This is a genomic window from Chitinophaga sp. 05T412 (assembly GCF_056396465.1).
Map to the genome: position 1 here is coordinate 421,897 of NZ_JBFTLN010000002.1, position 13,939 is coordinate 435,835.

A 13,939-nucleotide genomic window follows, 5' to 3' on the forward strand; every position below is an offset into this window, starting at 1 on the left:
CCGTTGGTGATAAGCCAGCGACAAAAATTTTATTCCTGCGAAATATCCAAGCTATCAGCCATTAGCATTTACTGCTAATGGCTGGTAGCTAAAAGCTCTTAGTCAAATTTCAGATCCAGACCCAGACCACGCAATTCATGGATCAATACGTTGAAGGATTCAGGTACACCCGCTTTAGGGATGTTGTCTCCTTTCACGATAGATTCATATGCTTTGGCACGACCAACGATATCATCTGATTTAATAGTAAGCAGTTCCTGCAGGATGTTAGATGCACCGTATGCTTCCAGTGCCCACACCTCCATCTCACCAAAACGCTGACCACCGAACTGGGCTTTACCACCCAAAGGCTGTTGGGTAATGAGACTGTACGGTCCGATAGAACGGGCGTGCATCTTATCATCCACCATGTGGCTCAGTTTAAGCATATAGATAACACCTACGGTTGCTTTCTGGTGGAAGCGGTCGCCCGTTTCACCATCACACAGGTAAGCGTGACCAAAGCTTGGTAAACCAGCTTCATTGATATATCCGGCAATTTCTTCTGTAGTAGCACCATCAAAGATCGGAGTCGCAAAACGTACACCCAGTTTCAGACCTGCCCAACCTAATACGGTTTCATAGATCTGTCCAAGGTTCATACGGGAAGGTACCCCGAGTGGGTTCAGTACGATATCCAGTGGTGTACCATCTTCCAGGAATGGCATGTCTTCATCACGCACAATCTTGGCAACGATACCCTTGTTACCGTGACGTCCCGCCATCTTATCACCCACTTTCAACTTACGCTTGCTGGCCAGGTAAACCTTCGCCAGTTTCAGTACACCCGCTGGCAGCTCATCACCGATAGAGATGTTGAACTTCTCACGTTTGTAACGACCCAGCTCTTCGTTGAACTTGATGTTATAGTTATGCAGCAGGGTATTGATCTGATCGTTCACCACTTCGTCTGTTGTCCAGCCCAGTGGGTTTACGTTCATGAAGTCAATATTCACGAGGTTCTTTGGAGAGAACTTGGATCCTTTTGAAATCAGTATTTCACCGTAAGTGTTGGTAATACCCTGAGAGGTTTTATCCTTCAGTAATATCAGCAATTTGCTCATCAACACTTCCAGCAAATCTTCCGCATTCTTCTGGTGAATTTTCTCCAGTTTCTCGATCGCCGCTTTTTCACGGGTTTTGGAGTTCTTGTCTTTCTTAGCGCGGCTAAACAATTTCTTGTCGATTACCACACCTTCTGTAGATGGAGGTGCTTTCAGAGAAGCATCTTTCGCATCAGAAGCCTTGTCACCGAAGATCGCTCTTAAGAGTTTTTCTTCCGGAGAAGGATCAGACTCACCACGTGGGGTAATTTTACCGATCAGGATATCACCTTCTTTAATGTGCGCACCAACACGGATAATACCGTTCTGGTCGAGGTCTTTAGTAGCCTCTTCACTTACGTTAGGAATATCTGGTGTCAGTTCTTCTTCACCCAGTTTGGTATCACGAACTTCCAGTTCATATTCATCGATGTGGATGGAAGTAAAGAGATCTTCACGTGCAACACGCTCAGAGATTACGATCGCATCCTCAAAGTTGTAACCTTTCCAAGGCATGAACGCCACCTTCAGGTTGCGTCCCAGCGCCAGTTCACCACCGCGGGTAGCGTAACCTTCTGTGAGGAAGTCGCCATCCTTAACGCGCTGACCTTTCTTCACGCAAGGTCTGAGGTTGATACAGGTGCTTTGGTTGGTTTTAACGAATTTGGTCAGTGTGTAAACGATCAGATCGTCTTCAAAGCTCACCAGTTTCTGCATTTCATCACGTTCGTAGCGAACATGGATTTCATTTGCATCCACAAATTCGATCACACCATTACCATCTGCAGTAATCTGCAAACGGGAGTCACGTGCAGCTTTGCCTTCCAGACCAGTACCTACGATAGGCACTTCAGGATTCAGCAATGGAACTGCCTGACGTTGCATGTTTGATCCCATCAACGCACGGTTGGCATCATCGTGTTCCAGGAACGGAATCAGCGATGCACTCAAACCTACGATCTGGTTAGGTGCCACGTCCATGAATTCCACTTCATCTCTGTCGAGAATCGGGAAGTCACCGGTTTCGCGGGATTTCACCTTATCATTTATGAAATGACCTTTATCGTCCAGTGGGGCGTTAGCCTGTGCAATCTTCACAGAATCTTCTTCCTCAGCGCTCAGGAACTCCACTTTATGCATGTCAACTTTACCGCTGATTACTTTACGGTAAGGCGTTTCAATGAAGCCCATTTCATTCACTTTCGCGTGAACGCAAAGTGTAGAAATCAGACCGATGTTTGGTCCTTCTGGTGTTTCAATGGTACACAGACGGCCATAGTGGCTATAGTGAACGTCACGCACCTCAAAGCCTGCTCTTTCACGACTCAAACCACCGGGTCCGAGAGCGGAAATACGACGTTTGTGCGTGATTTCAGATAACGGGTTTGTTTGATCCAGGAACTGAGATAACTGGGAAGTACCGAAGAAGGAGTTGATCACGGAAGACAAAGTCCTGGCGTTGATCAGATCTACCGGTGTAAATACCTCGTTATCACGTACGTTCATTCTTTCACGGATGGTACGCGCCATACGTGCCAGACCAACACCAAACTGAGCATATAACTGCTCGCCTACAGTACGCACACGACGGTTAGACAGGTGATCGATATCATCGATTTCCGCCTTACCATTCGTCAGCTGTACCAGGTACTTGATGATGGAGATGATGTCATCCTTCGTCAACACTTTCATGTCTAACGGAGTAGGAAGACCTAATTTTCTGTTGATCTTGTAACGACCCACGTCACCTAAATCGTAACGTTTATCGGAGAAGAACAATTTATCGATGATGCCCCTTGCAGTTTCATCATCCGGCGCATCGGCACCGCGCAGTTGGCGGTAGATGTGCTGAACGGCTTCCAGCTCGGAGTTAGATGTATCCTTATTTAATGTATTGTAGATGATGGAGAAATCACCGCTCACCTCTTCCTTCTGAACGAAAACGCTTTTCAGCCCCATGTCTACGATGGTTTCGATATTCGCTTCATCCAGAATGCTATCACGCTCCAGCATAATTTCATTACGCTCGATGCTCACCACTTCACCGGTATCTTCATCCACAAAGTCTTCCACCCAGCTTCTTAAAACACGGGCAGCCAGCTTTTTGCCGGCATATTTATCAAGACTCTTTTTGTCTGCTTTTACTTCATCTGCCATGCCAAACAGCTGCAGGATATCCTTATCTGTTTCATAGCCGATGGCACGTAACAGGGTGGTAACCGGGAATTTCTTCTTACGGTCGATGTAGGCGTACATCACGTTGTTGATGTCCGTTGCAAACTCCATCCACGCGCCCTTGAACGGAATCACCCTTGCAGAGTAGATTTTAGTACCGTTCGGATGTACGGATTGACCAAAGAAAACACCAGGTGAACGATGCAGTTGGGATACAACTACGCGCTCAGCACCATTAATAACGAAAGTACCTCTTGGAGTCATGTACGGAATGTTTCCTAAGAACACATCCTGAACAATCGTCTGGAAATCCACATGCTCCTCATCATTACAGCTGAGGCGAAGTTTCGCTTTCAACGGTACGGAATAAGTAAGCCCACGCTCAATACACTCCTCAATGGTATAACGCGGCGGATCCACGAAATAATCGAGGAATTCCAGATTAAAGATATTTCTGGTATCCGTAATCGGGAAGTTCTCTTTAAATACTTTAAAAAGGCCTTCGTTGTTTCGCTTGTCTGGTGTGGTTTCTAATTGGAAGAAATCCTTGAAAGATTGGATTTGGATAGCCAACAGATCCGGTGTCTCAGTAACTTGTTTGATCTTTCCAAAATTTACTCTTTCGTTTGTTTGGGCTTTTTTTAGAGACATATTCGAAGTTAGCAGTTATATGACTTGTAAGAATTAGGGAAATTAAGATTTCTTTGCCAATACCATCCCGATTTATTTATGCCTTCTACACGTGGTCAAAGTCACCTCAAGTGATTCCCCGTTTTGACTCTCTGAAAAAGACACTTTCCCAAAGGGAATAAGGCCAAAAGTGCAAAAGCACTTTTGACCTTTAAAAGATGTATACTTAAGCAAAGAATTACTGAATTTCAACTTCAGCACCAGCTTCAGTCAGCTTAGCTTTCAGGTCTTCAGCCTCAGCTTTGCTTACGCCTTCTTTGATAGATTTAGGCGCACCGTCAACCAGTTCTTTCGCTTCTTTCAGACCTAAGCCGGTCAGATCTTTAACGATCTTCACAACGTTCAGTTTGCTTGCACCTGCAGCTTTCAGAACTACGTTGAATGCAGTTTTTTCTTCAACAGCAGCAGCTCCGCCACCATCGTTAGAAACTACAACTGCAGCAGCAGCTGGTTCGATACCATATTCTGATTTCAGAACGTCTGCCAGTTCTTGTACTTCCTTAACAGTTAAACCTACTAATTGTTCAGCTAATGCTTTTACGTCTGCCATTTTATAATGTTTTAATGTAATGTTTGTAATGTTGTTGTTAATTATATTGTGACTTGGAAGCCAATGTTGTAGATGGGTAGCCAACGGCTAACCATACTATTCTGCTGCAGGTGCTTCCACCGCAGCTTCTTCTTTCTTGCCTTTTTCCAGCAAAGCAGCGATAACGCGTTTTGCAGGAGATTGCAACAGACCGATAACTTCGCCAATGAGCTCGTTCTTGGTCTTGATGTTGGTCAGCGCCTTCAGTTGGTTGTCACCTACGAAGATTTCGTCAGCAACAAATGCAGCTTTCAGCACTGGTTTTTCCAGTTTACCGTTTGCTTTACGGAAATCAGAGATGATCAGAGCCGGCTCTTTCGGGCTGTCAGAGAACATCAGGGCAGTTACGCCATGCAGACTGTCAAATACACCTGCATATTTTTCGCTATCCAGAGACTCCAAAGCCTTGCGGATCAGGGTGTTTTTAGCCACCTTCATTTCCACCTGCTTGTTGAAGCACACTTTCCTCAGGTCATTCACCTGTGCTACCGTTAATGATTCGGTATTGGTGATATAAAAGTTGCTGTATTGAGAGAACTTACTTTTCAGCAGTTCGATCACTTCATTTTTTTGATCTTTATTCATATTAAAACGTTTGTAGCAAGCCCCATCTTTGCAGATAACGACTACAACTCGTGATCAATTAGTTTTGAACAGATTTAGTATCGATAACAATACCAGGACTCATGGTGCTAGCCATAGACAGACCTTTCAGATAAGTACCTTTTGCAGTAGCTGGTTTCAGCTTGATGATAGCATTGATCAGCTCCTGAGAGTTCTGCTCAATTTTATCAGATGCGAAAGATACACGACCGATAGAAGCGTGGATGATACCAGCTTTATCAACCTTGAAAGTGATTTTACCGCCTTTAACATCGTTAACTGCAGCTGCAACGTCGTTAGTAACAGTACCGGTTTTAGGGTTTGGCATCAGGTTACGTGGACCTAAAATCTTACCCAGTTTACCGATTTTCGGCATTACAGATGGAGTAGCTACGATTACATCAACATCAGTCCAACCAGCTTCGATCTTCTGGATAAATTCATCCAGACCAACGAAGTCAGCACCTGCTTCTTTTGCAGCAGCTTCTTTATCAGGTGTGCAAAGTACCAACACCTTCTTAGTTTTACCAGTACCGTGTGGAAGCGTTACGGAACCACGGATAGCCTGGTCTGCTTTCTTAGGATCAACGCCTAAGCGGATATGTAAATCGACAGAACTGTCGAATTTAGTACAGTTAATATCTTTAACTAAGCTAGAAGCTTCTTTCAGGCTATAAACCTTATTTTTTTCCAGCTTCGCGTCAGCTACTTTTCTTTTTTTAGTTGCCATTTGTCAAAATGATTTTAAGATCCTGCCTTAACAGGGTGAAACAATTAGTTTTCCCAAGGAGCTTTACCATCAACAGTAATACCCATGCTACGTGCAGTACCAGCAACCATTTTCATAGCGCTGTTCAGCGTAAAGCAGTTCAGATCAGCCATCTTATCTTGAGCGATAGCTTCTACCTGAGCCCAGGAAACTTTACCCACCTTGTTACGGTTAGGTTCTTTAGAACCACTTTGTAATTTAGCAGCTTCCAGCAATTGTACAGGTGCCGGAGGAGTCTTAATTACGAAGTCGAAAGATTTGTCAGTGTAAACAGTCAGCAACACAGGCAATACTTTACCCATTTTATCCTGGGTACGGGCATTGAACTGTTTGCAGAACTCCATGATGTTCACACCTTTGGAACCCAAAGCGGGACCAATTGGAGGTGCAGGGTTGGCCTGGCCGCCTTTAACCTGCAATTTCACGTACGTTGCGATTTCTTTTGCCATGTTTTTTGTTTTAATTTGGTTAAACGCCTCACCTTACGGGGAGACTCCCAAAACTAAAAGGACTGAAAATAACCTTTTAAAGGGGATGCAAAGGTATATATTATTATGAAATTGTCAAAAAGTAATTGAAATTGGGCATCCTTTTTGCTTCGGAAAGGATTTTTTTTACAAATCTATTGCATTTCCCGAAAAATTTCCCTATTATCCGAAGCGTGCAAAGTTACGATTTCTCCGCCACTTGTACATAAAACAATTCCCTGCGTTTTCCTTTCTCCGTTTTAATGTACTTATTCACAAAAACCTGCTCCCCACTCACTTTTCCCTTCATATCTGTAATCGCCTGCAGCAACTCGTCCATATTATGCTTAATCGTATCATCCTGGATGTGAAGCCCCGAAAGCGACTTTTCCGCCACAGCCAACCTGCCCGCAATGCCATCAATCATCTTCTTTAATGCGTCATCCTTCATTTCCGGCATAAACTGCTTATTCTTAAAGGCTACATACTCATTATATAACTTCACCACCTCCGTATAATCCCGGTTTACCTCATTAAACTGATCCACCCGCCGGTTCCGGGCCTCAATTTCCTGGTTGGAAGCCAGTACCTTAATCGTTTGGTCCATCCAGTCCAGCTCCGACATAATGAAAGGATTGGCAGCACCACCAAATTGCCGTATCCTCGCAGAAGCATGTTGTAACCGCTCCAAACGGGATTGTCTAAACCAGGCATTCAGCGAATCACTAAATCCAAATACCGGCCGCCTGTTAGCCGCTGCGAAGCCCTGGCTATTCAGTTCATCATGGCGTAACGGAAAAGATAACATCTGCCACATGGGATCATAGGGCATATGTGTTTTTACCGCCAGCTGCGGCAACGCCTGGAACCAGGTCCAGTTGATTTTAGGGATAAACCGGCCGTTATCCACCCCACCGGCTCCCCAGGTGGGATCTGTAATGGTCCATTGAGTACCATTTTTTATCAGCACCCAATCATGCGATCCCGTAGGAATCATAATATCGTTCTGCAAACCATAACCTGTTACCACAATGGCATTGATACCGGCCTCCCGGCATACCTGTGCATACAATACCGCGTAATCCGTACATAATCCTTTACGGGTACGCAAGGTCCGCTGTATAGCAGCAGCCGAATCCCGGTAACTGTTGGGATGATTCATATTGGGTACATCATAAGCAATGTTGGTGGCCACCCAATTGAATAATGCCTGTTGCAGCGCTGTAGGGCTGCTGGTATGCGCCTTTAACCATTGAGCCATAGCAGCAGGCGAAGTAGTAGCGGCTTCTGGTATCTGCGGAATGGCTGTAGTAACAACTGGTTTAACGGGCTTAGTTGGTTTAGCAGATTTACTGCTTTGAGCACTGGCTGATATACATGCCATTGCCAGCAAAAAAGAAATAACTGATTTCATATAATCATGAGATATAGGGACCGATATTGATTTCTCCGGGCAAGGTTCGGATGATATGCTAAAATTATAAAAATACAGGACTTTTCCCCCCTCCTATTTCCAACTCATTTTATAAAACAGGCCTTTTCGGAATAACTTTCCGGTCTTAATATATTTTGTAACAAAAGCCTGCTCTTCTACCACCCGTTGCCTTATTCCTGTTACAGCGGTTTTTATCTCCGCCACATTACTAACATGAGATGGTTCCTTAGCAGTGACTGTCTGTAATAGTTTGTCGATATCATCCAGCTGCGTAGCCATTCCATCTACCCATTCCTTTATTTCCTTATCCGGTTTGGCGGGTGTATACTGGTTATTCTTAAATACCACATATTGGTTGAAGGTGTTTGACACATCATTATACAGGCTGCTGGCTTTATTGATTTTCCTGATCTGCTTATTCTGCTCATCCGCCTGTTCATTATGTTCCATTGCAGCAATGATATTATGCAGGTTGGTTAATTCAACAGAGATTAGCTGATTACTGATACCATACTGTGTAATGCGGTTTACGGCATTTTGTGCGCGGCCTTTCTCCGACATCGCGATATAAGCAGCTAAGGTATCCTGGTAATTGAATACTGGCCGGCCATTGCCTGCTGTCCATTTCCCATCACGGATTTCATCATGTCTTAAGGGGTGGTCCATGAACTGGAACAGTGGATCAAATGGCGCGTGTGTTTTGATAAATACAGTTGGCGATACCAGGAAGTGGTCCCAGTTTAAGTGCCGTACAAATTTATTGTTGTCGGCATAGCCAGATCCCCAGGTAGGATCAACCAGTTGCCACTTATTGTCTGTCAACACCGCCACCCATGTATGGCTGGCATTATCAGGTTTACCGGCAGTAATAGGATATCCGGCTACCAGCAAGGCAGGAATTCCTGCGCGGCGACTCACGTCCATAAAGAGACTGGCATAACCATGGCAAATGGCGATACGCGTTTTCAGGGTTTTGTTGATGGCGTCAGCAGTATCTGTATAATAATCAGGTTTAAAGGTGTTCACCATATCGTAGCTGATGTTGTTACCTATCCAGCCATAGAGAGACTTCAACATGCCGATCTGGCTACTGCGATTATTCTTTAAATACGCGGCGATCGTAGCGGAGGTAGCAGTTATTGAATCTGGAATGGGCTCAAAAGTAATAGTATTGGCAACAACGGGCTTGATGGGCTTTTTTACAGTTTGGGCGGTCAGGCTTCCCATCAGGAATAAGCACATGACCCACACAGCAAGGGATTTGATGTACATCGTAATATAGGTAAATGAGAAAAGCGTTCCGAATCACCGGAACGCTTTTCAATAAAGTAGTTGTATAATAGAATTATGCGAGTTTTTCCACCTGCATAAAATTCAGCTCTACTGGTGTAGCCCGACCGAAGATCTTCACAGTTACTTTCAGTTTCTTCTTGTCTTCGATTACTTCTTCAATCACACCGTTGAAGTCGTTGAACGGACCATCGATAATCTTAATGGTTTCACCAACGATGAAAGGTTCGCTCATGGTTAATCCCTGATCGCTCAGTTCATCCACTTTACCTAACATTTTATTTACTTCTGCTTTACGGAGTGCGATTGGTTTTTCTTTTCCGAGGAAGTGGATAACACCGGATACATTGCGTATAGCCTGTATTACTTCATCGGTCATTTTACCATCTACAGCTTCGATCATCACATATCCGGGATAGAAGTTTTTTTCGCGCATTACTTTTTTACCAGCCTGCACTTTATACACTTTTTCTACCGGCAGGAAAATCTGGCTGATGACGTTACCCCAATCGGAGCGACGTACTTCAATATCCAGGTATTCCTTCACTTTTTTTTCCTTGCCACTAACAACGCGGAGTACATACCACTTTGTTTCCTGAGCAGGAAGATTGGCTGCATCCATTTATTTAGCTTTGAAAATTTCGTAATAGTGAGTTAACACAAAATTGGAAGCGGCATCCATACCCCATACCAGCGCAGTAACAAATATTGTTGCTATCAGGACAATCATGGTAGATGACTGGAGCTCTTGCCAGGTAGGCCAGGACACCTTGTAAACCAATTCATGATAAGACTCGCGGAAATAATTTCTGATCTTATTCATTCTATAAAGTTAACTATTTATGGTCAATTGTTTAAAGCCTAAAAAATGGTTGACTTGTCTTATTTTGTAATAACAACAATTCAACCATTTAGTTATATTTTCTTAAACCTTGGCACGGGTACTAGGATTCGAACCCAGATCAAAGGTTTTGGAGACCCGTATGCTACCGTTGCACCATACCCGTGTATAAAGCCATTAGCAGTGAGCTTTCAGCAGTCAGCAAATCTATATAAATTTTCTGACATTTAATTGCCAAAGCTAATGGCTTTTAATATTATCAGTCGCTTATTTCAGGATTTCAGTAACCTGACCAGCACCTACTGTACGACCACCCTCACGGATAGCGAATTTCAGACCTTTGTCCATAGCGATAGGCTGGATCAGTTTAACTGTCAGGCTAACGTTATCACCAGGCATAACCATTTCAACACCTGCTGGTAATTCAACTTCACCGGTTACGTCAGTAGTACGGAAGTAGAACTGAGGACGGTATTTGTTGAAGAACGGAGTGTGACGGCCACCTTCTTCTTTGCTCAGTACGTATACTTCGCATTTGAATTCAGAGTGTGGTTTGATGGTACCTGGCTGGCAGATAACCATACCACGACGGATTTGAGTTTTCTCAATACCGCGGAGCAACAGACCAGCGTTATCACCTGCTTCACCTTCGTCGAGGAGTTTTTTGAACATCTCAACACCAGTACAAGTAGATTTCAGTGGTTCTTCCTGCAGACCTACGATTTCAACGTTCTCACCAACTTTGATGCGACCGCGTTCGATACGACCTGTAGCAACAGTACCACGACCGGTGATAGAGAATACATCTTCAACTGACATCAGGAACGGTTGATCAACCGGACGTGGAGGCAGTGGGATGTAAGTATCAACAGCTTCCATCAGTTGGTCGATAGCACCTACCCATTTTTCGTCACCAGCGAGAGCGCCAGTAGCAGAACCTTGGATAACTGGAGCGTTGTCACCGTCAAAACCGTTAGAAGACAGCAGATCACGGATTTCGATTTCTACCAGTTCCAGCAGTTCTGGATCGTCTACCAGATCAACTTTGTTCATGAATACTACGATACGAGGTACACCTACCTGGCGAGCCAGCAGGATGTGCTCTCTTGTTTGCGGCATAGGACCATCTGTAGCTGCCACCACGAGGATAGCACCGTCCATTTGAGCAGCACCGGTGATCATGTTCTTCACATAGTCAGCGTGACCAGGACAGTCAACGTGAGCATAGTGACGAGCAGTTGTCTGATACTCAACGTGAGCTGTATTGATAGTAATACCTCTTTCTTTTTCTTCAGGAGCAGCATCGATCTCATCATATCCTCTCTTCTCTGCCAGACCTTTGTTAGCCAAAATTGTGGTAATGGCAGCAGTCAAAGTAGTTTTACCATGATCCACGTGGCCGATGGTACCAATGTTTACGTGGGGTTTATCCCGCTTGAAGGTTTCTTTTGCCATTGTATTTTCTTTTTAGATGGTTTGTAAAGATTGTATTGATTGTTGTTTTAAAAAAACGGTTTTACAAACTTGTACCGTTGATGAGAATTGAACTCATGGCCTTCCCTAAATAAAAATGGGTTGCTCTTCCATTGAGCTACAACGCTAAGTTTTAATTTCGGAGTGCGGAATTTATAAATTCGAATTCCGAAATTCGAATTTTATGGAGTTTGTTGAGGCGACAGAAATTTCACTACAACTATTCTTCTAAAATTCATTGAGCTGTTGAAGAGAATTGAACTCTCGACCTCTTCCTTACCAAGGAAGTGCTCTACCCCTGAGCTACAACAGCTTGAAAAAATTGCATCACACGCAAAGCGTGCTAAAATACGAGCGGGAGACGAGGTTCGAACCCGCGACCTACAGCTTGGAAGGCTGTCGCTCTACCAACTGAGCTACTCCCGCATTTTGAATTCACTAAGTTTCCAGCAAACAATATTGCTACTTTCCACTTATCGAATTAAAGAATAAAAAAAAGAACTTATAAAGCTGTTGTATTACAGGTTTAGGGTAATCTGGTCTACTTCTTCTGAATTGATCACCTTCCTCTCAACAACCATGTTCCGCCTCTGCACGGGCAAAAGCGGAACACGCTGTATTGGTGGGCAGGATAGGATTCGAACCTATGAAGACGTAGTCAGCGGATTTACAGTCCGCCCCATTTGGCCGCTCTGGAACCTGCCCTAACATCTTTGGATTTTGTCATCCGGTTATGCACTAACCAAATAAAAATCGATGAGCCAGCAGAGGGATTCGAACCCCCGACCCACTGATTACAAATCAGTAGCTCTGGCCAACTGAGCTATGCTGGCATCTTTTCAAAAAACATTCTTTCAATAAAGTAACTCGTTGAAAGAGAGCGCAAAATTAAACGAATTTTTCAATTCTCAAAATCTTTTTTTCAGTTTGTTACAAATATTTAAAAATTTATCTGCTTCCCTGAAAACGCCCTACCATAAAGAACTTTGCTACCTTTACCGACCCTCTTTTTGAATCGGGATGGCAAAGGTAGCAAAGAGATTAATATTTCCAAAATTATTTCAGAAAATTATTGAAATTTCTTTTCCTTCTTTCTTTTTACCTGCTCAACAAGGGATTCGAAGGCAAGGTCGAAAGACTCTTCGAAGGACTTAGACTCGTGCTTAACAAACAAGTCCTGGCGGGGTATTCGGACTCTGATCTCAGCTATTTTATCTTTGATCTGATGGGCTAAATTATCAACTTTTAAAAAGACATCCACGCTAATAATACGATCGTAAAACGTGGTTAATTTCTGGAGTTTCTTGTTCACATGATCAATCAACTTAGAATCCGCATCAAAATGCACAGTTTGAATTTGTACGTTCATAGCACTAATTTTTTAAATATTTAACAATCTAGGTTCTAGTTAGTAAAGAACGGTCATAGGCATTCTCTTGTAGTATTAATGAACTTCATTACTAATATAGTCACTTTTGCAATGCAATGCGGAATAGCTGCGTAATATTTTGTTAAAAGCCTAAAATAATTGCTACGCCTTCGGGTGTGCCTGGCGATACACCTTCTTTAATTGTTCAATCGTATTATGCGTGTAAACCTGTGTGGCAGCGAGACTGGAGTGTCCTAACAGCTCCTTTATGGCATTCAGATCTGCACCATTGTTTGCCAGATGTGTAGCAAACGTATGGCGAAGAATATGCGGGCTTTTCTTTTTTAAAGTAGTGATTTGATGTTCTGTGAGATATTTTCGCACTGTCAGATACACGTATTTGGGATAGAGTCGCTGACCGCTATGCGGGTGCACCAGCAATACGCCTCCCTCAAATTCTTCCAGGCTACTGCGCTTCTGCTGCATATAATGATCCAGCTGTGTTAACAGCCCTTCGCTGATGGGAATAATCCGCTCCTTGCCCCCCTTTCCCATTACTTTAATAGAAAGGTTGCTTTTATCTATCTTGAATTCCTGCAAAGCAATCAATTCAGACAAACGGATACCTGTTTGATAAAAGATATCAAAAATGAGCCGGTGAGTAGTGCCTTCGAAATCATCGGCAAAAATCCGCGTAGCAGTCAGGGATACAGGGCTGATATTATCTTCTATGGCACGCATCCCCTTCTCCTCAATATAACCCGGCAAACGACGGCTTATTTTGGGCGCTATGACTTTGACCATGGGCGACTGTTTCACGAGGCCCTGGCGCAGACAGTATTTAAAAAAGGATTTAAGTGTAGAGATTTTCCGGTTAACGCTTTTGGCAGTCATGGCATCCTCCATGAGCCGTGCCAGCCAGCTACGGATCATTACATGGCTAAGATCCTCCACAGGAGTACTGTTATAGGAAGCCGTAATGTAATCGATAAATTGGAAGAGATCATTGCGATAGGCAGTGCAGGTATGCGCCGAGTATCGCTTTTCGAGCTGGATATAAGCTATAAAGCGCTCTACTAAGGAGTATAATGGTTCGTTCAACACAAAAAGATTGATGACTGTAAAGTTATTAAATAACCTTACAATCATCAAATAT

12 protein-coding genes and 6 tRNA genes are annotated in these 13,939 nt (G+C 43.7%); all 18 read right to left on the reverse strand.

All coding sequences use genetic code 11. The annotated features are described in order from the left end of the window. Positions 1 to 98 precede the first annotated feature (98 nt). Positions 99 to 3,908 carry a DNA-directed RNA polymerase subunit beta gene (gene rpoB / locus AC1DFM_RS05305; RefSeq protein ID WP_477075690.1) on the reverse strand — a complete coding sequence of 1,270 codons (3,810 nt, stop codon included), beginning with the start codon at positions 3,906 to 3,908 and terminating at the stop codon, positions 99 to 101. Between the two features lie 217 nt (positions 3,909 to 4,125). Next, positions 4,126 to 4,497 (reverse strand): 50S ribosomal protein L7/L12, encoded by a 372-nt coding sequence (gene rplL, locus AC1DFM_RS05310; RefSeq protein ID WP_477075691.1) that lies wholly within the window; start codon positions 4,495 to 4,497, stop codon positions 4,126 to 4,128. 96 nt (positions 4,498 to 4,593) lie between these two features. After that, complete coding sequence (gene rplJ / locus AC1DFM_RS05315; protein WP_477075692.1) at positions 4,594 to 5,121, reverse strand: 50S ribosomal protein L10; 528 nt, start codon at positions 5,119 to 5,121, stop codon at positions 4,594 to 4,596. 58 nt (positions 5,122 to 5,179) lie between these two features. After that, positions 5,180 to 5,869 carry a 50S ribosomal protein L1 gene (rplA, locus tag AC1DFM_RS05320; RefSeq protein ID WP_477075693.1) on the reverse strand — a complete coding sequence of 230 codons (690 nt, stop codon included), beginning with the start codon at positions 5,867 to 5,869 and terminating at the stop codon, positions 5,180 to 5,182. Between the two features lie 44 nt (positions 5,870 to 5,913). After that, a complete protein-coding gene (rplK, locus tag AC1DFM_RS05325) occupies positions 5,914 to 6,357 on the reverse strand; it encodes a 50S ribosomal protein L11 (RefSeq protein WP_079470671.1) in 444 nt (147 codons plus the stop codon). Between the two features lie 220 nt (positions 6,358 to 6,577). Further along, positions 6,578 to 7,789, reverse strand: a complete 1,212-nt coding sequence (locus AC1DFM_RS05330; RefSeq protein ID WP_477075694.1) for a transglutaminase domain-containing protein — start codon at positions 7,787 to 7,789, stop codon at positions 6,578 to 6,580. A gap of 93 nt (positions 7,790 to 7,882) precedes the next feature. Then, a complete protein-coding gene (locus tag AC1DFM_RS05335; protein WP_477075695.1) occupies positions 7,883 to 9,082 on the reverse strand; it encodes a transglutaminase domain-containing protein in 1,200 nt (399 codons plus the stop codon). Between the two features lie 73 nt (positions 9,083 to 9,155). Continuing rightward, positions 9,156 to 9,722, reverse strand: coding sequence for a transcription termination/antitermination protein NusG (gene nusG, locus AC1DFM_RS05340; RefSeq protein ID WP_145672408.1), 567 nt, complete (start codon positions 9,720 to 9,722; stop codon positions 9,156 to 9,158). Next, positions 9,723 to 9,923 (reverse strand): preprotein translocase subunit SecE, encoded by a 201-nt coding sequence (secE, locus tag AC1DFM_RS05345; RefSeq protein ID WP_106527941.1) that lies wholly within the window; start codon positions 9,921 to 9,923, stop codon positions 9,723 to 9,725. It lies immediately after the preceding gene. Positions 9,924 to 10,033: 110 nt separating this feature from the next. Continuing rightward, a tRNA-Trp gene (locus AC1DFM_RS05350) sits at positions 10,034 to 10,107 on the reverse strand. A 101-nt stretch (positions 10,108 to 10,208) separates the two neighbouring features. After that, complete coding sequence (tuf, locus tag AC1DFM_RS05355) at positions 10,209 to 11,396, reverse strand: elongation factor Tu (protein ID WP_477075696.1); 1,188 nt, start codon at positions 11,394 to 11,396, stop codon at positions 10,209 to 10,211. Between the two features lie 72 nt (positions 11,397 to 11,468). Further along, a tRNA-Lys gene (locus AC1DFM_RS05360) sits at positions 11,469 to 11,542 on the reverse strand. A 113-nt stretch (positions 11,543 to 11,655) separates the two neighbouring features. Continuing rightward, positions 11,656 to 11,727, reverse strand: a tRNA-Thr gene (locus tag AC1DFM_RS05365). A 40-nt stretch (positions 11,728 to 11,767) separates the two neighbouring features. Next, positions 11,768 to 11,840, reverse strand: a tRNA-Gly gene (locus tag AC1DFM_RS05370). Positions 11,841 to 12,034: 194 nt separating this feature from the next. Then, positions 12,035 to 12,119, reverse strand: a tRNA-Tyr gene (locus AC1DFM_RS05375). A 54-nt stretch (positions 12,120 to 12,173) separates the two neighbouring features. Further along, positions 12,174 to 12,247: transfer RNA gene (locus AC1DFM_RS05380), tRNA-Thr, on the reverse strand. A gap of 236 nt (positions 12,248 to 12,483) precedes the next feature. Next, positions 12,484 to 12,783: an HPF/RaiA family ribosome-associated protein gene (locus AC1DFM_RS05385; RefSeq protein WP_291917423.1), complete on the reverse strand. Its 300-nt coding sequence runs from the start codon at positions 12,781 to 12,783 to the stop codon at positions 12,484 to 12,486. Positions 12,784 to 12,945: 162 nt separating this feature from the next. Next, a complete protein-coding gene (locus AC1DFM_RS05390; RefSeq protein WP_477075697.1) occupies positions 12,946 to 13,932 on the reverse strand; it encodes a tyrosine-type recombinase/integrase in 987 nt (328 codons plus the stop codon). Positions 13,933 to 13,939 lie beyond the last annotated feature (7 nt).